Below are 20,177 nucleotides of genomic sequence, written 5' to 3'. Positions count from 1 at the left end.
ACAGGCGGGCCAAAATGGCCCATATGACGACCATGCCCGAGAACCGCGTCGCGGACTCACCCGAGAGCAACGCCTACGACGCGATCGCCGAAGGTTACACGGCCGAGAACGAGACCAGCCTCGTGAACGCGTACTACGAGCGGCCCGCGATGCTGGAGCTCGCCGGGGAGGTGACCGGCCGGCGCATCCTCGACGCCGGCTGCGGCTCGGGCCCCCTGTTCGCCGAGCTGCGCGATCGAGGCGCCGTCGTCACCGGCTTCGACGCGAGCGCCGGGATGCTGGAGATGGCCCGGCGGAGGCTGGGCGCCGACGCGGACCTGCGGGTCGCCGACCTGGCCGGCCCGCTGCCCTTCCCCGACGACACCTTCGACGACGTCATCGCGTCGCTGGTGCTGCACTACCTGAAGGACTGGGGGCCGGCGCTGGCCGAACTGCGCCGCGTGCTGCGGCCCGGCGGCCGGCTCCTCGTCTCGGTCGATCACCCCTTCGCCATCACCCTCACGCAGCACAAGGCCGGGGAGAGGCCCGGTTACTTCGGGATCCGCAACCGGGTCGAGGAATGGACCATGGGCGGGCAGACCGGCCGGCTCAGCTTCTGGGACCGGCCGCTGCACGCGATGACCGAGGCCTTCACCACGGCGGGCTTCCGCATCAGCGTCATCAGCGAACCGCCGTACGCGCCGGAGGCCCGCGAGCTGTTCCCCGAGGAGCTCCGCGAGATCACCGGCGCGCGGTTCCTGAGCTTCCTGTTCTTCGTGCTGGAAGCCGGCTGAAGCGGCCCGGCCGTCCGCCCGCTTCAGGACGTCACGCGGGCGCCTGGTGGACGGTGACCACGTGGGTGGTGCGCGCCGACTCCACGGTCGAGTTGCCCACCAGGTTGACGGTGTAGGTGTGTTCACCGGCCGTGGTCGGCGTGTCGGCGAAGCTGAACGACCCGTCGGCGGCGGGGACCGGCTTCGCCACGTTCCTCGAGGTGACGGTGCCGTCCGGGCCGACGACCCGCAGCGAGACGGTCATGATCGTCCGCGGGAAGGTGATGCCGTCGGCGCCGAAGGTGCCGCTGAACGCCAGGCGCGTGCCGACGTCGCCCGTCGCCGGTCCGGTCACGGTGAGCGTCGGCTCGTACAGGCCCGCCGTGACGGTCGCCGAGGAGCCGCTCCCCCGGAACCATGAGTTGCCCGGCCAGTACAGCTGGTACTTGAGCGCCCCGGTGGACGGCGGCGCGTCGGTGAACCGGTAGGTCCCGTCCGCCGCCGTGGTGACCTCCGTGAACGGCCTGGAGGTGCCGTCGGGGAGCCAGCGGTACAGCTCGAGCGTCTGCACGCCGGGCGGCAGCCCGCTGCTCAGCGTGAGCCGTCCGGTGAAGGCCGACTCCTTGAGCGCGGTCACCTTGGCGGGAGCGGTCAGGGTGAGCGTGGAGGAGTGGTAGGGCGAGGGCGGCAGCCGCCAGAGGTGCATGCGGCCGGTGCCGGGCTCCTTCAGGACCGCGAAGGTGACCGTGCCGTAGAACTCGACGCTGCCCGCCACCACGGCCTTCCCCTGGTGGGCGGCCGTGTAGATGACCTCCGCGGTGGTCGCGTCGTACACCACGAGCTCGGCCGCGTCGCCCGCCGGGGAGTTCCAGCCGCCCACGACGTAGGCGTCGTCCGGGCTGGCCCCGACGGTGGCGGGGATCCCCTGGTCGCCGAATCCGTTGCGGTCGTAGGCGCGGCCCCGCGTCAGGGCCGTCGTGTCCCAGGCGTCGAACCGGCGGGTGTCGTCCAGCGCCGACAGCGCCGTCGCCCCGTGCTCGGCGAGTGCGAGGTCCCGCAGGGCCGGCAGCCCGTTCGCGTCCCCGGTGATCTTCCCGCGCGACGTCGGGGGCGTGGTGCCGATGTCGTACACCTCGACCGTGGCGGGGCTGACCCCGGACTCCCCGGCCACCAGCGTGTTCCCGGCGACGGCGACGAGCGGAGCGCGGGTCGTGGCCGGTCCGACCCGGACGAGCACAGGCGTCGCCGCCGACGTGACGAGGCCGAGGACGCCTCCCCCGCCCGCTCCGCCGCACCCGAACCCGATCCACAGCCGGTCGTACTCCTGCGCCAGGCTCGACGGACACGGGTAGGCGGCGAGGTCGATGCGCCTGATGACGGCGAGCGTGGTGCTGTCGATCTCGATCACTTCGTTCGAGTCGCGCAGCGCCGCGTACACCCTCTTGCCGTCCTCCGGCGAGGCCAGGGCGACGGCGCCGGACAGGCCGGGGATCGTGCCGACGACCTTGCCGTCGGTGGAGGTGACCACGATCCGGTCGCCGGCGGCGACGAAGACCTTCCTGTTGCGCGCCACCACGTCGCCGCCCTCCCCGGCGACGCCGAGGTCGGAGACGGTCGCGGCGGTCGCGGCGGCGGGCGTCTGGGTGACGAGCAGGGCCGCCGCCACGATCTTCGCTAATCGAACACATATTCGCATAGCGGGGTGGTGCCGTCCAGCGCACCGGGCCATGGAGGCCGTCCAGGCAGTCGCTTGACTTACGGGAGCGCGCGTCGGTTACTGGACATGACCGAGGAGAGCGCTGGTGCGTCAGGCCGGAAGTCGATGAGCGCCGTCGTGCCCCGACGAGCGGAAGGAACACCGTCATGTCGGCCATCCCGGATCAGGACATGTCCGGCGCATTGCCCGAGTTCCCCGGTGTCAGGGCGGCGGCGTGCCCGTTCGACCCGCCGCCGGCCCTGCAGGCGCTCCGGCAGGACACGCCGCTGACCCGGGCACGGCTGCGCGACGGCGGCACCGTGTGGCTGGTCACCGGCTACGCCGAGCAGAAGGCGGTGCTCAGCCATCCGCAGGTCAGCTCCGACGTCACCCGGCCCGGCTACCCGCTGCCGATCACGGCGCCCGACCGGCCCGACAACACGATCAGCTTCGTCTTCATGGACGACCCCGAGCACCACCGGCTGCGCCGCATGGTGCAGGGGGCGTTCACCGTCAAACGGGTCGAGACCATGCGCCCGGCCGTGCAGCGCATCGTCGACCGCCTCATCGACGACCTGCTGGCCGGGCCGAGACCGGTGGACCTGGTGGAGGCGTTCGCGCTGCCGGTGCCGTCGCTGGTGATCTGCGAGCTGCTCGGCGTCCCGTACGCCGACCACGGCTTCTTCCAGGACAACAGCCAGATCATCGTCAGGCGGGACGTGTCGGTCGAGGACCGGACGGCCGCGGGCGGGCGTCTGAGGCAGTACCTGGACGGGCTGGTCGGCGACAAGCTCGTCCGCCCCGGCGACGACCTGCTGTCCCAGGTGGCCGCCCGGGTCACGGCGGGCGAGCTGACCAGGCAGGAGGCGGCCCAGATGGGCGTGCTGCTGCTGGTGGCCGGCCACGAGACCACCGCCAACATGATCGCCCTCGGCACCCTCGCGCTGCTCCGCCATCCCGGCCAGCTCGCCCTGCTGCGCGGGAGCGACGACCCGGCGCTGATCGCGGGCGCGGTGGAGGAGCTGCTGCGCTACCTGAACATCACCCACGGCGGACGCCGCCGGGTGGCCAAGGAGGACATCGAGGTCGGCGGCCAGATCATCCGCGCGGGCGAGGGCATCATCGTGGCCAACGACATCGGCAACCGCGACCCCGAGATCTTCCCCGCCCCGGACGAGCTGGACGTGCGCCGCGACGCCCGCCGGCACGTGGCCTTCGGCTTCGGCGTCCACCAGTGCCTGGGCCAGCCCCTGGCCCGGCTGGAGCTGCAGGTCGCCTACGGCACGCTCTACAGGCGCGTCCCCACCCTCGCCCTGGCCACCGAGTTCGAGAAGATCCCCTTCAAGCACGACGGCCAGGTGTACGGGGTGTACGAGCTCCCCGTGACCTGGTGAGGCCGGCGGTCATCCGGTGGCCTGGCAGGTGGTGCCGGGCGGCGGGAGCCGCAGGCTCGTCAGGTAGCGGTTGACGTGGGCGGTGACGCAGCCGGTCCTGCCGTAGAGGTAGAGCATGTGGCCGTGCCCCTCGTACCGGACGCTGGACGAGCCCGGCACGGGGCGGATGACCTCCGCCACCTCGTCGTGGTCCGTCCAGCTGCCGACCCCCAGGAACGGCGTCAGGCCGCGGACGGGCAGCGGCGCCGGCGGATTGGTGACCGGCGCCGGCCAGCCGGCACAGGCCAGCGGCCACCACGCCCGCTGCCCGGCGAAGTCCGGCGACAGCTCCTGCGCCCTGCGGAGCGCCTCGCGGTAGGCGGCGTAGCTGCCGTATCCCGCGCCGTCCAGGCACTGGGTCATGTTCTGCCCGGCGAGCGAGGGAACCTTCGGGCTGCCCGACGCCTGCCGCACGTAGTCGGCGAACCCCGAGGCGTCGCCGTCGGCGGCCTTGTCGATCGCGGCGGCGAGCTGCACCCAGCGCGGCACGTCGGGTTCCTGGCCCGGTGAGGTGAAGCTGGGGGCGGCGGCGACCTTCAGGTCGAACCCGGTGTAGGCGGCCCCGGACGGATCGTTCCGCACCGGCACCGGTGAGCGGTCCGCGCCGGTCACCAGGCCGCGCCACACCTCGCCCGCGTCCCGGCCGTGCAGGGCGCAGGCCGTGGCCGTGCGGCACCAGGCGGCGAAGCGCCGCAGCTGCCGCTCGGCCCGCGCGTACATGCGGGGCTCGCCGGCCGTGGTGTCCTCGGCGTGGCCGGCGGCGCCGTCCATGACCATGGCGCGGACGCGGGAGGGGAACAGGCGGGCGTAGGCCGCCGCGGGGCGTCCGCCGTAGGAGTTGGCGAGGAAGCTCAGCCGGTCCTCGCCCAGGGCGACGCGGACCGCCTCGATGTCCCGGGCGACGGAGGCCGAGTCCATGTGGTCGAAGAGCCCCGGGTCGGCGGCGCGGCACCGCTGCGCGTGTTCCCGGTTCGTCCGGGCGAGAGCGGCGTACTCGGCGCGGTCGCGCGGCAGGGTGATCCACGGGCCGGTGGCCAGGCACTCGTACGGCAGTGCGCCGCCGGGCTTGACCGTGTTGCGCGGGGCGAAGCTGACCACGTCGAAGCGGTCACGCAACGCCGCGAACTTCCCCTGGAACTGCTTCAGGTCGTCGATGCCCGACGCGCCGGGGCCACCGGGGACGGAGAAGACCGTGCCGATCCGGCGTCGGCTGCCGGAGGCGGGCAGGAGGCCGAGCGGGACGACGATCTTCCGTCCGCCCGGCCTGCTCCAGTCGACGGGCACCTGGACGGAGGCGCACCGCATGTCCCGGGGTGCGTCCTTGTCCGCGCACGGCCGCCAGACCGGCGCGGACGGTCCGGCGTGCGTCGAGTCGCCGGCGGCGGGCACCGCCACCAGGCCCGTCAGGAGCGTCGCGGCGGCGCCCACGGCCAGGACCCTGCCCTTGCCCCCCTTCGACGCGGTGACCGCCGCGCCCGCCGTCAGCGCGGCGGCGAGGTAGGCCAGGAGCAGCGCGGCCGCCGCCGCCGGGGGCAGCAGGCCGCCGCCCACCCCGGCGATCTGGGCGGGCAGGTTCTCGATCATGTACGACCCGGCCCGCGCCCGCAGCGGCGACGGCAGGGCCTGGGCGACGACCGGGAGCACCAGGAAGATCATGACAAGTGCGACCAGGCTCCCGGGGGTGGACCGCAGCGCCGCGCCCACCCCCAGCCCGATCAGCGCCGCGGCCGCCATGGACAGCCCGGCGGCCACCACCGAGGTGAGCACCCCGGGGTCGGAGAGCGGTGTGCCCAGGGTCTGCCCGTCGAGCAGCACCTGACCGGCGCGCTCGCCGAGCACGGCCTGGGCGGCCAGGTGCATGGCGAACGCCAGCAGCTGACCGGCGACCAGGGTGACGGCGGCCAGTCCGGGGACCTTGGCGAACAGGAACAGCTGCCGCCGCGGCACCGCCACCAGGCTCGTCCTGATCATCCCGGTGGCGTACTCGGAGGTGATGGTGAGGGCGCCCAGCGTGCCGAACACGAAGTAGGCGACCGGCAGTCCGGTGCCCAGGCCGTTGCCGGTGCCGGTGAAGCGCAGCCGCTCCTCGGCCGTCTGGTGGTCGAACCCCCGTGCCATCAGGTACGCCACCCCGGCGCAGGCCAGCACGGCGAGCAGGGAGACGGCCAGCAGGTAGGCGTTCGAGCGCAGGGAGCGCAGCTTGAGCCACTCGGCGGCGACGGCGTCCGTCGTCCGGGCCGTCATCGGGCCGCCTCCGCGGTGACGGGGCGGGCGCCGTACTCGACGCTGTCCTCGGTGAGCTCCAGGAACGCCTCCTCCAGCGACGCGCTGCGCGGGGTCAGCTCCCGCAGCGCGATCCCGGCCCGCAGCGCCAGGTCGCCGATCCCGGCAACGTCCAGCCCCCGTACGGACAGGCCGCCGGTCCCGGGCGGGTCGTCCGCGGGCGGGTCCGCGGGCTGGGCGGTGACGGTCGCGCCGTGCGCGCGCAGGATCTCCGTCAGCCGTTCCGGCTGTGTCGCGCGCACCAGGACGTCGCGCTGGAAACGGGCGGCGAGGGCGTCCGTGGTCGTGTCGGCGATCAGTCGGCCGCGTCCGACGACGACGACGTGGTCCGCGGTGAGCGCCAGCTCGTTCATCAGGTGGCTGGACAGCAGGACGGCGCGGTCCTGGGCGGCGAGCGAGCGCAGCAGGTCGCGGATCCAGCGGATGCCCTCGGGGTCCAGCCCGTTCAGCGGCTCGTCGAACATCAGCGCCTTGGGATCGCCCAGCAGCGCCGCCGCGATGCCCAGCCGCTGCTTCATGCCGAGGGAGAACCCGCCGATCCGCCGGTCCGCGACGTCCTCCAGCCCGACCTGGCCGAGGACCGCGGCCACCCGCCGCGGGCCGATGCCGTTGCTGCGTGCCAGGCAGCCGAGATGGGCGCGGGCCGTGCGGCCGCCGTGCACCGCTCCGGCGTCGAGCAGCGCCCCCAGCGTGTGCATGGGCCGGCGCAGCGACGCGTAGGGGCGCCCGTCCACCAGCGCCGCGCCGGCGGCGGGCACCTCCAGCCCGAGCACCGCCCGCATGGTCGTGGACTTCCCGGCGCCGTTCGGGCCCAGGAATCCGGTCACCAGGCCCGGTCTCACGGTGAAGCTCAGGTCGTCCACGGCGAGTGTGCGGCCGTAGCGCATGGTCAGTCCTCTTACCTCGATCACGTCTCCCCCTCGTCGGCTGGTCTCGTCGAGCCTCGCGGGCCGCGGCCTCGGCCTCCATGGGGGCGCGCCCACCGGCGGGGTGGGAGAACGCCACCCCGGGTGGTGGGGCCGGCCCCACCGCCTTCTCCTCGCCGACCGGGCAGACTGCATCTGTGATGGGGAGACGACCCCGGCCCGGCGGGCCGGCGTGGCGGGCGGTGACCGGCCTGGCGGCGTACGCGCTGAACGCGGTGACCGGCCTGGCGCTGAACGCCGTCACCGGCGTGGCCGCGCTGGCGCTGCTCGTCCTGGTGCCGGTCTGTGCCGTCCTGGTGCCGGTGGCCGGTCTCGGGCGGGCGCCGCTCGGCCGGCTGCTCGGGGCCGCCCGCCGCCTGGCCGGGTTCCAGCGCCGCTGGGCGGGCCGGACGCTCGGCCTGGACGGCGACGCGAACGGCGACAGGAACAGCGACGGGAACAGCGCCGTGGACGGCTCCGGCGATCCGGGCAGGTGGCGGGAGCTGGCCTGGCTGGCCGTGCACGGCGTCACCGGGCCCGCCCCCGTGGTGGCGGTGTGGGCGATGTTGTCCGCCCTGGACTACGTCTTCCTCCGGCTGCGGCCGGCCGAGACGAGCCTGCTCAACACGTTCGCCCTGAGCATGTCCACCGTGGCCATCGCCGTGGTGGTCCTCATGGCCGTCCCGCTGTTCCGTACCGGCCAGGCGCGGCTGGCGCGGCGGCTGCTGGACGCCCGGCCCACGCCGGACACGCGGATCCGGGAGCTGACCGTGTCCCGGGCCGCGCTGGTCGACGCGCGCGCGGCCGAGCTGCGCCGCATCGAACGCGACCTGCACGACGGCGCGCAGGCCAAGCTGATCGCCATCCGCATGCACCTGGGGCTGGCCCGCGGCTCCGGCGACCCGGACGAGACCCTGCGGATGATCGACGAGGCGCGGGAGATCGCCGGCCAGGCGCTGAGCGACCTGCGCGACCTGGTGCGCGGCATCCATCCCCCCGTGCTGACCGATCGCGGCCTGTCCGGCGCCATCGAGGCGTCCGCGCTGCTCTGCCCGATGCCGGTCGAGATCGACATCGACCTGCCCGGCCGCCCGCAGCCGCCGGTGGAGTCCGCCGTGTACTTCGCCGCGGCCGAGGCGCTGACCAACGTGGCCAAGCACAGCGGCGCCTCCCGTGCCTGGGTGCGGCTGCGGCACACGGCCGGCGTGCTCCGGCTGACCGTGGGCGACGACGGCCGGGGCCCGGTCCGGCGCGACCGGGGCACCGGCGTGCGCGGCATCGAGGAGCGGCTGTCGGCCTTCGACGGCTCGCTCACCGTCAGCAGCCTTCCCGGCGGCCCGACCGAACTGACCATGGAGGTCCCGTGCGCGTTGTCATAGCCGAAGATCTCGCGCTGCTGCGGGACGGGCTGGTCCGCCTGCTGTCGGCGCACGGCTGCACCGTCGTGGAGGCGGTGGACAACGGGCCCATGCTGCTGGCGGCGCTGGTCCGGCACCGTCCTGACGTGTCCGTGATCGACGTGCGGCTGCCGCCCGGCTTCACCGACGAGGGCCTGCGCGCCGCGCTGGAGGCACGCGCCCGGGTGCCGGGGCTGCCCGTGCTGATCCTGTCGCAGTACGTGGAGCAGCTGTACGCCAGGGAGTTGTTGTCCGACCGCTCCGGCGGGGTCGGTTACCTGCTGAAGGACCGGGTGGGCGACGTCGACCGGTTCGTCGACGCGGTGCGCCAGGTCGCCGCGGGCGGCACCGCGATGGACCCGGAGGTCGTCGCCCAGTTGCTGACCCGCCGCGACCGGGACGAACCGCTGGCCGCGCTGACGCCCCGCGAGCGTGAGGTGCTGACGCTCATGGCGGAGGGCCTGTCCAACCTGGCCATCGCCGCGCACTTCCAGGTCACCGACAAGGCGGTCGGCAAGCACACGAACAACATCTTCGCCAAGCTCGGCCTTCCTCCGTCCGACGACCACAACCGGCGCGTCATGGCGGTGCTGACCTACCTGCAGGCCGTGCCCGTCCCGCCGGGATCAACGCCGCGGACTGCCGGTGAGAGGATTTCCCCGCAAGACGGGTGAATTTGGGACGGAAAGGCAGTAATGTTCGCGATCTCCCTGGGCGATGACGGCGCGGAGCTGCGTCCGCTGGAGCCCTGGCGGGCCGAGGAGTTCCTGAGCCACATGGACCGCGGACGCGAGTTCATCGGCCGGTTCATCTCCCTGCCCGACCTCGTCACCGACGTGGGGTCCGCCAGGTCGGTGCTGCAGGCGTACGCGGACAAGGCCGCGGCCGACACCGGTCGGATCTACGGCATCTGGGCCGGCGGCAGGCTGGTCGGCGGCGTGCTGTTCCGGACGATGGACGTCCGGCACGGCACCGCCGAGGCGGGCTGCTGGCTGGAGCCGTCGGCGGCGGGCAGGGGCCTGGTGACCAGGGCCGTCCGCGTGATCATCGACTGGGCCGTCGAGGAACGCGGCATCCACCGCGTGGAGTGGCAGGCCGCGGCGGGCAACACCGCCAGCATCGCCGTGGCCCGGCGGCTCGGGATGAGCAAGGACGGCGTCCTGCGCGAGAGCTACCCCTCCGGGGCGTACGGCACGACGTCGAGGTCTGGTCCGTGCTCGCCCCGGAATGGCGGGCCGGCCGCCGGAAGGACTGAACCGCGTCCGGATCCGCGGCTACCCGGCTTCGTCCAGTTGCCTGGTGGTCTGGTCGATCCGGCGGATGCGGCCGTCCGGGGCCAGGCGCCCGAACATGAAGATCTCCGCCGCGAAGGTCCTGCCCTTGCGCAGCTTGGTGCGCAGGGTCCAGCGGGCGGCGATCCGGTCGCCCGAGACCAGCGTCTCGTGGATCTCGACACCGGCCCGGTCGCCGGCGGCCATCGCCTCTGTGTCGACGTTCCGCCGGACGGGGCGGACATGGTCGATCATGCGCTGCCGGTCGATCACCAGCCCGTCGTTGCAGTACTCGAAGTCCGGCACGAAGTAGCGGTCGATGATCGTGGCGGGCTCCTCGGCGGAGACGGCCATGTCCCGGGTGTAGGTGGTCAGGAAGTCGGCGAGGTCGCGCTCGCAGGTGATGCCCATGAAGCGTCCTTGAGTGAGTGGGGGTGGCTGCCGTCCCGATCCTCGCCGCCCGCGCCCGCCGCCGTCGTCGTACGGCCGGAGACGGTCGGCGCTACTCCCGCCGTCGTACGTCCCCGCGCGGCTACGGCGCCGGGACCACACGACCGCCCGTCAGGGCCGGGCCGTCACGTCGTTCACGGGGCTGCGGGGCGCCTGCCCGGTCAGCACCCGTACGGCCTCCTCCGCGGCGAACCGCCGCACCGTCTCGACCGCCTGCTCGGAGTAGTAGGCGGCGTGCGGGGTGACGATCACGCCGGGCAGCGTGAACAGCGGGTTGTCCGGACGCCAGTCACGCTGCTTGGCCGGCTCCTCCTCCAGGTCGTCCAGGGCCGCGCCGGCGATCCACCCCTCGGCGATCGCCTGGTAGAGCGCCTCGTCCTGCACGATCGGGCCGCGCGCGGTGTTGACGAGGACCGCGCCCGGCTTCATCCTGCGCAGCGTCGTGCGGTCGAAGGCGTGGTGCGTCCCCGAGGTGAGCGGCGCCTGGATCACCAGGTAGTCGGCGCCCGCCACGAGCTCGTCGAACGACACCGGCCGCACGTGGTGCGGCAGGAGCTCGGCGTCGTCCATGAAGGGGTCGTGCGCCCAGACCTCGACGCCGAAGGGCCGCGCGCGGGCGGCGATGAGCTGGGCGATGGCGCCGAAGGACAGCAGCCCGAACACCCGCCCCCGCAGCCGCCGGATCGGCTCGCCGGTCTGCCAGCGCCACACGCCGCGCCGGGTGGCGCGGTCGTACTCGCAGATCTTGCGGGCGGCGGCCAGCCAGAGCGCGACGGCGTGGTCGGCGACCTCCTCGGCGCACCACTCGTTCGGCGCGTTGGTGACCTGGATGCCGCGCCTGGTCGCGGCCTCGACGTCGACGATGTCCACGCCCGTGCCGTAGCGGGCGATCACCCGGCAGCGGGTGAGGGCGTCGACGGCTCGGGAGCCGATCCGGGCGTACTGGGTCAGGACGCCGTCGGCGTCCCGGCCCTTCTCGATCACCTCGTCCTCGCTCTTGCACTGCTCGGCGCGGAGCTCGAACCCGGCGCTCTCGACGATCGCGCGTTCGATGTCCACGTCGCCGAAGTCGGAGTCGGCGATCATGATGGTGCCTCTGGCGTCAGTGCGAGTCACGGGGAATCCCCTTGGTGTGTACGAGGTCCTGGTACGACAGGGCCAGCTCCAGGCATCCCCCGCCGTCGAGCTGCCCGACCGTGGCGCGGTAGATCTCCTGCCACGGCGTCTGGTTCTCCAGCGCCGGCGGCGTGTGGCGGGCCCACCGGTCGGCGATCTCCTCCTCCGTGAGCAGCACGTCGACGCGCGCGTTGTCCACGTCGACGCGCACGAGGTCGCCGGTGCGCAGGATGGCGAGGTTGCCCCCGGCGGCGGCCTCGGGGCTGGCGTTGAGGATGGACGGCGCGTCGGAGGTGCCGCTCTGGCGGCCGTCGCCGAGCGTGGGCACCGTGGTGACGCCCAGCCGCAACAGCGCGGACGGCACCTCCATGTTCACCACCTCGGCCGACCCCGGGTAGCCGATCGGCCCGGTGTAGCGGATGACGAGGATGCAGCTCTCGTCCACGCCGAGCTCCGGATCCTGGATGCGGGCGTGGTAGTCCTCGGGCCCCTCGAAGACGATCGCGCGGTAGTCGCGGGCCGTGCGGAACTCCTCGCCGAGTACCGAGGTCTTCATGACCGCGGAGTCGAACAGGTTGCCCGTCATGATGAGCAGCCCGCCACGCGCGGCGAGCGGGTCGTCGTAGGGGCGGATGACCTCAGGGTCGGCGGGCGGGGCGTCGGCCAGGTTCTCGGCCACGGTACGGCCGGAGACGGTCATGGCCTCGCCGTGCAGCCGCCCGGCCGCCAGCAGCGACCGCATGACGGCGGGCACGCCGCCCGCGCGGTAGAAGTCCTCCCCCAGGAACTCGCCGGCGGGGGCGACGTCGGCCAGCACCGGGACGTCGGCTCCGACGCGCTGCCAGTCGTGGATCGTCAGCGGCACCCCGGCGTGCCGGGCGATGGCGTTGACGTGGATGGGCACGTTGGTGGAGGCGGCGATGGCCGAGGCGACGACGATCGCGTTCTCGAAGGCCCGCATGGTCATGATCTTGCGCGGGGTGAGGTCCTCGTGTACCAGCTGCACCGCCCGCAGGCCCGTGTCGTAGGCCATCTGCGCCCGGCGGCGGTAGGGCGCCGGGATCGCCGCGCAGCACGGCAGCGACATGCCGAGCGCCTCGGCCAGGCTGTTCATCGACAGGGCGGTGCCCATGGTGTTGCAGTGGCCGATGCTGGGCGCGGAGGCGGCCACGCGCGCCATGAACTCGTCGTAGTCGATCTCGCCGGTGGCCAGCAGCCGCTTCGACTGCCAGATCACCAGCCCCGACCCCGACGCGGCCATGCGCCTGCCCTGGTGGTAGCCGTTGAGCATCGGCCCGCCGGACAGGACGATCGCCGGGAGGTTCACCGTCGCCGCCGCGGCCAGGCACGCGGGCGTGGTCTTGTCGCAGCCCGTCGTCAGGACGACACCGTCGAGCGGATATCCGTAGAGCACCTCGACCAGCCCGAGGTAGGCGAGGTTGCGGTCGAGGGCGGCGGTCGGGCGTTTGCCGGTCTCCTGCAGCGGATGGACGGGGAACTCCAGCGGGATGCCGCCGCCGTCGCGGATGCCGTCCCTGACCCGGTCGGCCAAGGCGAGGTGGTGGCGGTTGCAGGGCACGAGGTCGCTGCCCGTCTGGGCGATGCCGATGATCGGCCGGCCGGACTGGAGCTCCTTCGGGGTCAGCCCGAAGTTGAGGAAACGTTCGAGGTAGAGAGCCGTCATCTCCGGATTGCCGGCGTTGTCCCACCAGGCCTGGCTGCGCAGGCCGCCGCTCTCGGGATGCCCGGTCGGACGCATCAGCTCGCTCCTCACTCGCGCGGGCCGCCGGCCGGGTGTCGGTGCACCTCGGGCAGGCGATGACTGGCCTACCCTGCCGCCGCCACCGCCCAAACGCCTCAGATCATCGCCGCCATCACCTGCTCGACGCTGCTGACCTCGGGAAACTCGGTGAGCCACCAGGTCGCGCCCGCGTCCTCGTACGGGCCGGGATGCACCCCCGGCGGCACTCCGACCGCGACCTCGAAGCCCTCGAGCCCGCCCCGGTGCTCGGCGACGACGGCCAGCATCTCCCGCAGCCCGATCGGGGTGGTCTCGGGACAGAGACCGTCGAAGCGGGCGGCGCGGCGGAGCGGGCCCTGCTTGACCGACTGGGCGGCGACCCAGACGGGGATCCGCGGCCGCTGCACGGGCTGCGGCTGGAACGCCAGGTCGTCGATGCGGTAGTGGCGGCCCCGGTGGCGGACGGGCAGGCCGGTCCAGAGCCGGCAGATGACGTCGAGGCCCTCGTCGAGCATCTCCGCCCGGACGCGCGGGCCGCCGGTCTCCCCGAGCCTGCTCAGCTCCCCGCCGTTGTCCGAACCCAGCCCGACGCCGAGCACCATCCGCCCGCCGCTGAGGTGGTCGAGGGCGGCGGCCTGCCTGGCCACCTCGTACGGCCTGCGCCGCGACAGCGGCGTGACCCTGGTGCCGATCCGGATGCGCTCGGTGGCGGCGGCGATCGCGGCCAGGGCGATCCAGGCGTCGCAGACGGCCAGCCCGGGGCTCAGCGGGCGCACGACGTGGTCCCACAGGAAGACGCCGTCGAACCCGGCGTCCTCGGCGCGGGCGGCCAGGTCGGCGAGCACCCGCGGATCGGCCAGCTCCCCGAACGGCGGCAGGTACAACGCGCGGCGCATCACAGCAGGCCCTTCAGGTGCGGCGCGGTACGGCTGCGCGGGCTGGCGGCGACCTGGGCCGGCGTGCCCGCGGCCACCACCGTGCCGCCGGCCGAGCCGCCGCCCGGCCCGAGGTCGATGACGTGGTCGGCGGTCGCCACCACCCGCATGTCGTGCTCGGCGACCACGACCGTGCCGCCGCCGCCGACCAGGTCGTGCAGCCGGTCCATGAGCACGTCGGTGTCGTGCGGGTGCAGGCCGGTGGACGGCTCGTCGAGCAGGTAGATCGTGGACTCGGCGCGGCGGCCCTGCAACTCGGCGGCGAGCTTGATGCGCTGGGCCTCGCCGCCCGACAGCGCGGTGGCGGGCTGCCCGAGCCGCAGGTAGCCGAGCCCGACCTCGTGCAGCGTCTCCAGCGGGCGGCGTACGGCGGGGACGTCGCTGAAGAAGCCGGTGGCCTCGTCGACCGTCGTCTCCAGGATCTGGGCGATCGTGCGGTCGCGGTAGGTCACCCGCAGCGTGTCGGGGTTGTAGCGGGCGCCGCCGCAGTCGGGGCAGGGCGCGTACGTCGTGGGCAGGAACAGCAGCTCGACCGCGACGTAGCCCTCGCCCTGGCAGGTCTCGCAGCGTCCGCCGGGCACGTTGAAGGAGAACCGGGCCGGGCCGTAGCCGTGGGAACGCGCGCCGTCGGTGGCGGCGAACAGCTTGCGCACCGTGTCGAACAGGCCGGTGTAGGTGGCCAGGTTGGAGCGCGGGGTACGGCCGATGGGCTGCTGGTTCACCCAGACCACCCGCCGCTCCCCGGCGGCGGCCTCGGCGACGGCCGCCAGCAGGCTGCTCTTGCCCGCCCCCGACACCCCGGTGACGGCGGTGAACACGCCCAGCGCCACGTCGACGTCCACGTCCCGCAGGTTGTTGCGGGTGAGCCCGCGCAGCTCCAGCCGGCCCGCCGGCCGGTGCGCCGGTCGTTCCGGCACGACGGTGTGGAACAGGTAGCGGCGGGTCACCGACCCGGCGACCTCGCGCAGCCCGGGAACCGGCCCGCTGTACAGGACGCGCCCGCCGTCGCCGCCCGCGCCGGGGCCGACGTCCACCACCCAGTCGGCCTGGCGCACGACGTCCATGTCGTGCTCGACCAGGCAGACGGTGTTGCCGGTGTCGCGCAGGCGGCGCAGGAGGTCCGACAGCGCGGCGGAGTCGGCGGGGTGCAGGCCGGCCGAGGGCTCGTCCAGCACGTACACGACGCCGAACAGCCCGGCGCGCAGCTGGGTGGCCAGCCGGATGCGCTGCAGCTCGCCGCTGGACAGGGTCGGCGCGGGCCGGGCGACGCTCAGGTAGCCCAGCCCCAGCTCGTCCAGCACGTCGATGCGGTCGAGGATGTCGCGGGTGAGCGCCCCCGCCGGTCCTGGTTCGTCCCGGTGCGGGCCGAGCACGCCGGCCAGTTCGCCCATCGGCATCGCGGCCAGCTCGACGACGGTGCGGCCCGCGTACGTGACCGCCAGCGCCTCGGGACGCAGCCGCCGCCCGCCGCAGAGCGGGCAGGTGCGGGCGGTCATGAACCGTTCGGCGCGCAGGCGGCTCTTCTCGCTGGCCGAGGACGCGTACGCCTTGAGCACCAGCCGCCGGGCGCTGGCGTACTTGCCCTGGTAGGGGCGGTGGATCCGGCCCGCCTCGCGTACGGGATGGACGGTGACCACCGGCTCCTCGTCGGTGAACAGGATCCAGTCGCGCTGCTCCCGCGGCAGGCTGCGCCAGGGCGCGTGGATGTCGTAGCCGAGCGTCGCCAGGATGTCGCGCTGGTTCTTGCCCTGCCAGGCGCCCGGCCACGAGGCGATCGCGCCCTCCGCGATGCTCAGCGACGGGTCGGGCACCAGCGACTCCTCGGTGACCTCGTGCAACACCCCCTGCCCCTGGCACTGCGGGCAGGCGCCGGCGACGGTGTTGGGCGAGAACGCGTCCGAGTCCAGGCGCGGCGCGCCCGCCGGGTAGGCGCCAGCGCGGGACATCAGCATGCGCAGCGAGTTGGAGACCCGGCTCAGCGTGCCGACCGTGGACCGCGCGGACGGCGTGGAACGCCGCTGGCCGAGCGCGACCGCGGGCGGCAGGCCGGTGATGTCGTCGACGTCGGGCATCGGCAGTTGCTGCAGCAGCCGCCGCGCGTAGGGCGCGACCGACTCCAGGTACCGGTGCTGCGACTCGGCGAAGATCGTGCCGAACGCCAGCGACGACTTGCCCGACCCGGAGACCCCCGTGAACGCCACGAGCGCGTCGCGCGGGATCGCCACGTCGACGTCCCGCAGGTTGTGCACGCGCGCGCCGCGCACCCGGATGCCGCTGACCGCCTCATCTTCCACTCTGCGCAATCTACCCATCGCCCGCCGTGCGACCGCCGGACGGCTGCCGTAGGCCGGTCAGGCCGCCCGCAGCGGGCGCAGTGCCGAGCCCCAGGCGAGGACCTGGTCGAGGACGGCGTTCAGCCGGTCCTCGTGGGCGGCGGCGGGACGGAAGCCCTCGGCGAAGTCGGTGTGGATCGACAGCCCGACCTGGTTGGCCACGGTGGCCACCCTGAGCAGGCCCAGCACGTGCCGCAGGTGGGCGATGGCCCGGGGCGCGCCGTCCACACCGTAACCGACGAACCCCGCCGCCTTGTCGGCCCACTCCGCGTACAGGAAGTCGAGGGCGTTCTTGAGCGCGCCCGGGTAGGAGTTGTTGTACTCCGGGGTCACGATCACGAACGCGTCCAGCGCCGACACCGTGGCCGACCAGCGCCTGGTGTGCTCGTGCCGGTAGTTGCCCATGGCGGGGTGCTCGGGTTCGTCCAGGTTGCCCAGGTCGTAGTCCTTCAGGTCGATGAGCTGGTACTCGGCGTCGCCCCGCTTGGCCGCCAGATCGCGGACCCAGTGGGCCACCGCCTCGCCGTTGCGGCCAGGACGGGTGCTGCCGAGGATGATGCCTACCTTGAGCATGTCCCTCTCCCTCAGTTCGGTTACGGAAACCAACCGTAGGGAGAGCGGCTGAGATACTGAATGCGCTGCTATCCACCATTTATACGCGAGCGTCTCAGCCTTTAGACTCAGCTCCCATGGACGTGCTGAGCGACGTGATGGCCTTCATGCGGTGCGGGCGCCCCACCTCCTCCCGCATCTCCTGGCGGGCGCCCTGGGGGGTGGCGTTCCGCTCGGTGCCGGGGTCGGCGGGTTTCCAGGTGGTGCTGCGCGGCTCGTGCTGGCTGATCCCGCCGGACGGCGAGCCCGTTCCGCTCAGCGTGGGCGACGTGGTGTTCCTGCCGCACGGCGACGACTTCGGGCTGGCCGACGATCCCGCCCGCCCGCTGGCCGAGGCCGACTGCGAGCCGCACTCGGAGCTGTTCGCGTCGGCCGGCTTCGGCGGCACGGGGGCCGAGACGGTGGTCCTGTCCTGCGGCTACCGGCTCGACCTCGACCGGACCCACCCGATCCTGGGCTCGCTGCCCGGCGTGATCCACCTGCCCGCGACGCTCGGCAGCCGTCCGGAGCTGCGGGCCGCCGTCGAGCTGCTGGCCGCCGAGATCGACGGCCCGCGGCCCGGCACCGACACCGTCGTGTCGTCCCTGCTCGACATGTTGCAGCTGTACGTCCTGCGGGCCTACTTCGAGACCCAGGACGAGCCCTGCACGGTCTCCGGCTGGGCCGCCGCGCTGGCCGACCCCGTCGTCGGCCGCGCGCTCGACGCGATCCACCGCGACCCGGCCCGCCGCTGGACCGTCGAGTCGCTCGGCGCGCACGCGGGCATGTCCAGGGCCGGCTTCGCCCGCCGCTTCACGGGGCTGGTGGGGCAGCCGCCGCTGGCGTACCTGACGTGGTGGCGGCTGATGAGCGCCGCCCGCCTGCTGCGCGAGTCCGACGCGCCGGTGGCGCGGGTGGCCGAGCAGGTGGGGTACGGGTCGGAGTTCGCCTTCGGCAACGCCTTCAAGCGCGAGTTCGGCGTCGCCCCCGGCCGCTACCGCCGGTCGGCGGCCTGATCCCCGGCCCCCGCGAGCCGGCCGGTCAGGGCCCCCACCGTTCCTGGGCGTACTGCCGGCGGACGCCGGCCGACTCCCCGATCCGGGTCCAGGAACGGCCGTCCTTGCGGGCCGCGCGCACGGCGGCGTCCAGGTGGCCCTGGGCCCGGCGCACGGCCTCGGCGGCCTGGCGGACGGCGACCAGGCTCGGCGGGTCGAGGTGGGTCTCCCACTCCGCGCGGATCGCGACGGCCACGTCGTCGGGGGCGGCGCCGGACAGCAGGCACTCGCTCAGCGCGTAGATGCGCCGGGCCGCGAAGTCGTGGCGCATCTGGGCCACGCGTTCCCACAGCGGCCCCTGCCATCCGCAGGCGCAGTGGCCGCGCCAGCCGATCGCGGTGCGGCCGTCCACGACGTCGCCGCGGCCGTAGCCGATGCGGCCGTCGGAGCCGATCGGGTGCACCCTCGCCCCGCCGTCGGCCGGGCCGGTGGAGACCCGGCCGTCCGGGAAGACGGCGGCATCCCAGCCTTCATGGCGTCCGTCGTCGCCCTCCCACCACCTCATGGCACGCCCCCTCCAGAGATCGTCCGGATCAGTCGGCGCCTCCATGGTGGCAGGCGGCACCGGCCCTTGCGAGGGCCCGCGGATTACGGTGTCACGCTGGGGGAATATCGGCCCGGCACGGGAGCGCCGACTGGATCGGTCCACACGCTGACCAGGTCGTGCCTTCCGCCGGGGGCCCTCGTCCGGCCAGCCTGAATGGCATGATCAGCGCCCTCGTCGTCATCGACGTCCAGAACTCCTTCCTGCAGCTTCCCGACTGGCGGCACACCTCCAGGCCGGACATCGTCCCGCAGGTCAACCGCCTGGCCGCGGCCGCCAGGCAGGCCGGGGACGCGGTCGTGTGGGTGCTCGGGTCGCGGCCCGGCTCGGGCTCGGTCTTCGATCCGGCCCGCGGGTTCGTCCAGCTGATGGACGGCCTGGAGCCCCTTCCGGACGAGCCCGTCCTCACCAAGTCGGCGCACAACGCCTTCACCACCACCAACCTCCACCAGTTCCTCACCCGGCGCGGCGTCAGGCGGCTGACCGTCTGCGGCATCCGGACCGAGCAGTGCTGCGAGACCACTGCGCGCCTGGCCTCCGACCTGGGCTTCGAGGTCGACTTCGCCATCGACGCCACCGCCACCACGCCGCTCCCCCACCGCGACGCGCCCGAGGACGTCCCCTTCGACGAGCTCGTGCGGGACCCGCGCACGCTCGGCGTGGACGAGATCCTCGCCCGTACCGAATACGCTCTGTCGGGCCGTTTCGCCACGATCAGGACCGTGGACGAGCTCACCGGGAGCTGAAGAGGAGCTGGTCATGTCCCGAGTCGTCTTCCTGCTCATCCCGCGGGTGCACCTCCTCGACGTGGCCGGGCCGGCCCAGGTGTTCTCCACCGCCGCCGACCTCGGCCGGCCGTACACCATCGACTACGTCGCCGAGGAGCGCGAGGTGGCCAGCGTGCAGGGGCTGACGCTGCACGCGCGGACCTCGTGGCCGTCCCTGACGCCCGACGACCTGATCGTCGTGCCGGGCTGGCGGGGGCCGGCCCGGCCGGCGAGCGGCGAGACGTTGCGCCGGCTGCGCGAACACCACGCGGCGGGCGGCACGGTGGCCAGCGTGTGCGCGGGGGCCGACGCGCTGGGCCGGGCCGGGCTGCTCGACGGCCGCCGGTGCACGACCCACCACACCGTCCAGGACGAGCTGGCCCGCCTCTACCCGCGGGCGAGCGTCGCCAGGGACGCGCTGTACGTCGAGGACGACCGGATCGTCACCTCGGCGGGCGTGGCCAGCGGCATCGACGTGGCGCTGCACCTGGTGACCACCCGGCACGGGCCGTACGCCGCGGGGCAGGTGGCCCGCGCGATGCTCGTGCACGCCCACCGCGACGGCACGGCGGAGCAGGTCAGCCCGCTGCTGCGGCGGCGGTCGCACGTGGACGAGACGGTCCACCGCCTCCAGGACCTGATCGAGACCAGGTTCACCGAACGGCTGCCGCTGAGCCTGCTGGCCGAAGCCGTGGGATGCAGCGAGCGCACGGTGACCCGGCTGTTCCGGCGGGCGACCGGGCTCACCCCGCTGGCCTACCAGACCGCGCTGCGGCTGGAGCGGGCCGGACACCTGCTCGGCCGCGGCGCGACGGCCGAGGTCGCCGCGCGCGAGGTGGGCTTCGCCGACGCCCGGATGCTGCGCCGGCTGCGCACCCGCGTGACGGCGTCCTGACCGTCGGCGCGGC

At 73.8% G+C, this 20,177-nt stretch carries 17 protein-coding genes and 1 pseudogene; 8 read left to right on the top strand and 10 right to left on the bottom strand.

The genetic code is table 11. The features are described from left to right. Window positions 1-14: 14 nt before the first annotated feature. Window positions 15-773, top strand: a complete 759-nt coding sequence (locus ACNF49_RS27850) for a class I SAM-dependent methyltransferase (protein WP_357977761.1) — start codon at window positions 15-17, stop codon at window positions 771-773. 31 nt (window positions 774-804) lie between these two features. Here ACNF49_RS27850 and ACNF49_RS27845 read toward each other — a convergent pair whose 3' ends face one another. Continuing rightward, a complete protein-coding gene (locus tag ACNF49_RS27845; protein ID WP_482939276.1) occupies window positions 805-2,448 on the bottom strand; it encodes a YncE family protein in 1,644 nt (547 codons plus the stop codon). Window positions 2,449-2,615: 167 nt separating this feature from the next. On the opposite strand from ACNF49_RS27845, the gene ACNF49_RS27840 reads away from it, so the two are divergent. After that, entirely contained in the window at window positions 2,616-3,842 is a 1,227-nt protein-coding gene (locus ACNF49_RS27840; protein ID WP_482939275.1) for a cytochrome P450, read from the top strand. A gap of 9 nt (window positions 3,843-3,851) precedes the next feature. On the opposite strand, the gene ACNF49_RS27835 is transcribed toward ACNF49_RS27840, so the two are convergent. Continuing rightward, window positions 3,852-6,125 carry an alpha/beta fold hydrolase gene (locus ACNF49_RS27835; protein ID WP_482939274.1) on the bottom strand — a complete coding sequence of 758 codons (2,274 nt, stop codon included), beginning with the start codon at window positions 6,123-6,125 and terminating at the stop codon, window positions 3,852-3,854. Further along, window positions 6,122-7,075 (bottom strand): ABC transporter ATP-binding protein, encoded by a 954-nt coding sequence (locus tag ACNF49_RS27830; protein ID WP_482939273.1) that lies wholly within the window; start codon window positions 7,073-7,075, stop codon window positions 6,122-6,124. The genes ACNF49_RS27835 and ACNF49_RS27830 overlap by 4 nt, the downstream gene beginning before the upstream one ends. A gap of 155 nt (window positions 7,076-7,230) precedes the next feature. Between ACNF49_RS27830 and ACNF49_RS27825 the strand changes: the two genes are divergently transcribed. The 3 genes and pseudogenes from ACNF49_RS27825 to ACNF49_RS27815 all read left to right on the top strand — a co-directional run bounded on the left by ACNF49_RS27825 (window position 7,231) and on the right by ACNF49_RS27815 (window position 9,721). Next, window positions 7,231-8,448: a sensor histidine kinase gene (locus ACNF49_RS27825; RefSeq protein ID WP_482939272.1), complete on the top strand. Its 1,218-nt coding sequence runs from the start codon at window positions 7,231-7,233 to the stop codon at window positions 8,446-8,448. Beyond that, the gene (locus ACNF49_RS27820; RefSeq protein ID WP_482939271.1) at window positions 8,433-9,140 is read left to right on the top strand and encodes a response regulator; all 708 of its coding nucleotides are present in this window, start codon (window positions 8,433-8,435) and stop codon (window positions 9,138-9,140) included. The genes ACNF49_RS27825 and ACNF49_RS27820 overlap by 16 nt, the downstream gene beginning before the upstream one ends. Window positions 9,141-9,161: 21 nt before the next feature. Then, window positions 9,162-9,721: pseudogene (locus tag ACNF49_RS27815) on the top strand (GNAT family N-acetyltransferase). 19 nt (window positions 9,722-9,740) lie between these two features. On the opposite strand, the gene ACNF49_RS27810 reads toward ACNF49_RS27815, so the two are convergent. From ACNF49_RS27810 to ACNF49_RS27785, 6 genes are all read right to left on the bottom strand, one after another. Next, window positions 9,741-10,148 (bottom strand): nuclear transport factor 2-like protein, encoded by a 408-nt coding sequence (locus ACNF49_RS27810; RefSeq protein WP_357977739.1) that lies wholly within the window; start codon window positions 10,146-10,148, stop codon window positions 9,741-9,743. 150 nt (window positions 10,149-10,298) lie between these two features. After that, complete coding sequence (locus tag ACNF49_RS27805) at window positions 10,299-11,303, bottom strand: C-terminal binding protein (protein WP_482939270.1); 1,005 nt, start codon at window positions 11,301-11,303, stop codon at window positions 10,299-10,301. After that, the gene (locus tag ACNF49_RS27800; RefSeq protein ID WP_357977733.1) at window positions 11,290-13,062 is read right to left on the bottom strand and encodes an IlvD/Edd family dehydratase; all 1,773 of its coding nucleotides are present in this window, start codon (window positions 13,060-13,062) and stop codon (window positions 11,290-11,292) included. The genes ACNF49_RS27805 and ACNF49_RS27800 overlap by 14 nt, the downstream gene beginning before the upstream one ends. A 98-nt stretch (window positions 13,063-13,160) precedes the next feature. Beyond that, window positions 13,161-13,940, bottom strand: a complete 780-nt coding sequence (locus ACNF49_RS27795) for an LLM class flavin-dependent oxidoreductase (RefSeq protein ID WP_482939269.1) — start codon at window positions 13,938-13,940, stop codon at window positions 13,161-13,163. Continuing rightward, the gene (locus tag ACNF49_RS27790; RefSeq protein WP_482939268.1) at window positions 13,940-16,291 is read right to left on the bottom strand and encodes an ATP-binding cassette domain-containing protein; all 2,352 of its coding nucleotides are present in this window, start codon (window positions 16,289-16,291) and stop codon (window positions 13,940-13,942) included. Before ACNF49_RS27790 ends, ACNF49_RS27795 begins: the two co-directional genes overlap by 1 nt. A 39-nt stretch (window positions 16,292-16,330) precedes the next feature. Next, the gene (locus tag ACNF49_RS27785; protein WP_482939267.1) at window positions 16,331-16,885 is read right to left on the bottom strand and encodes an NADPH-dependent FMN reductase; all 555 of its coding nucleotides are present in this window, start codon (window positions 16,883-16,885) and stop codon (window positions 16,331-16,333) included. A gap of 116 nt (window positions 16,886-17,001) precedes the next feature. Here ACNF49_RS27785 and ACNF49_RS27780 point away from each other — a divergent pair, with 116 nt between their 5' ends. Continuing rightward, entirely contained in the window at window positions 17,002-17,919 is a 918-nt protein-coding gene (locus tag ACNF49_RS27780) for an AraC family transcriptional regulator (RefSeq protein ID WP_357977722.1), read from the top strand. Between the two features lie 25 nt (window positions 17,920-17,944). On the opposite strand, the gene ACNF49_RS27775 is transcribed toward ACNF49_RS27780, so the two are convergent. Next, window positions 17,945-18,463, bottom strand: a complete 519-nt coding sequence (locus tag ACNF49_RS27775; RefSeq protein ID WP_357977720.1) for a hypothetical protein — start codon at window positions 18,461-18,463, stop codon at window positions 17,945-17,947. A gap of 200 nt (window positions 18,464-18,663) precedes the next feature. Between ACNF49_RS27775 and ACNF49_RS27770 the strand changes: the two genes are divergently transcribed. Together ACNF49_RS27770 and ACNF49_RS27765 are read left to right on the top strand one after the other, a co-directional pair. Beyond that, window positions 18,664-19,248: a cysteine hydrolase family protein gene (locus tag ACNF49_RS27770; RefSeq protein WP_482939266.1), complete on the top strand. Its 585-nt coding sequence runs from the start codon at window positions 18,664-18,666 to the stop codon at window positions 19,246-19,248. A 13-nt stretch (window positions 19,249-19,261) separates the two neighbouring features. Then, window positions 19,262-20,164: a GlxA family transcriptional regulator gene (locus tag ACNF49_RS27765; protein ID WP_482939265.1), complete on the top strand. Its 903-nt coding sequence runs from the start codon at window positions 19,262-19,264 to the stop codon at window positions 20,162-20,164. Window positions 20,165-20,177: the final 13 nt, after the last annotated feature.

It is taken from the genome of Actinomadura sp. ATCC 39365 (assembly GCF_054392275.1).
This window is presented reverse-complemented; position numbering and strand designations above follow the sequence as displayed.

Coding starts and splice junctions, on each gene's coding strand:
- ACNF49_RS27850 (WP_357977761.1), top strand. CDS start 15: ATGGCCCATATGACGACCATGCCCGAGAACCGCGTCGCGGACTCACCC.
- ACNF49_RS27845 (WP_482939276.1), bottom strand. CDS start 2,448: ATGCGAATATGTGTTCGATTAGCGAAGATCGTGGCGGCGGCCCTGCTC.
- ACNF49_RS27840 (WP_482939275.1), top strand. CDS start 2,616: ATGTCGGCCATCCCGGATCAGGACATGTCCGGCGCATTGCCCGAGTTC.
- ACNF49_RS27835 (WP_482939274.1), bottom strand. CDS start 6,125: ATGACGGCCCGGACGACGGACGCCGTCGCCGCCGAGTGGCTCAAGCTG.
- ACNF49_RS27825 (WP_482939272.1), top strand. CDS start 7,231: ATGGGGAGACGACCCCGGCCCGGCGGGCCGGCGTGGCGGGCGGTGACC.
- ACNF49_RS27810 (WP_357977739.1), bottom strand. CDS start 10,148: ATGGGCATCACCTGCGAGCGCGACCTCGCCGACTTCCTGACCACCTAC.
- ACNF49_RS27800 (WP_357977733.1), bottom strand. CDS start 13,062: ATGCGTCCGACCGGGCATCCCGAGAGCGGCGGCCTGCGCAGCCAGGCC.
- ACNF49_RS27795 (WP_482939269.1), bottom strand. CDS start 13,940: ATGCGCCGCGCGTTGTACCTGCCGCCGTTCGGGGAGCTGGCCGATCCG.
- ACNF49_RS27790 (WP_482939268.1), bottom strand. CDS start 16,291: ATGGGTAGATTGCGCAGAGTGGAAGATGAGGCGGTCAGCGGCATCCGG.
- ACNF49_RS27785 (WP_482939267.1), bottom strand. CDS start 16,885: ATGCTCAAGGTAGGCATCATCCTCGGCAGCACCCGTCCTGGCCGCAAC.
- ACNF49_RS27780 (WP_357977722.1), top strand. CDS start 17,002: ATGGACGTGCTGAGCGACGTGATGGCCTTCATGCGGTGCGGGCGCCCC.
- ACNF49_RS27775 (WP_357977720.1), bottom strand. CDS start 18,463: ATGAGGTGGTGGGAGGGCGACGACGGACGCCATGAAGGCTGGGATGCC.
- ACNF49_RS27770 (WP_482939266.1), top strand. CDS start 18,664: ATGATCAGCGCCCTCGTCGTCATCGACGTCCAGAACTCCTTCCTGCAG.
- ACNF49_RS27765 (WP_482939265.1), top strand. CDS start 19,262: ATGTCCCGAGTCGTCTTCCTGCTCATCCCGCGGGTGCACCTCCTCGAC.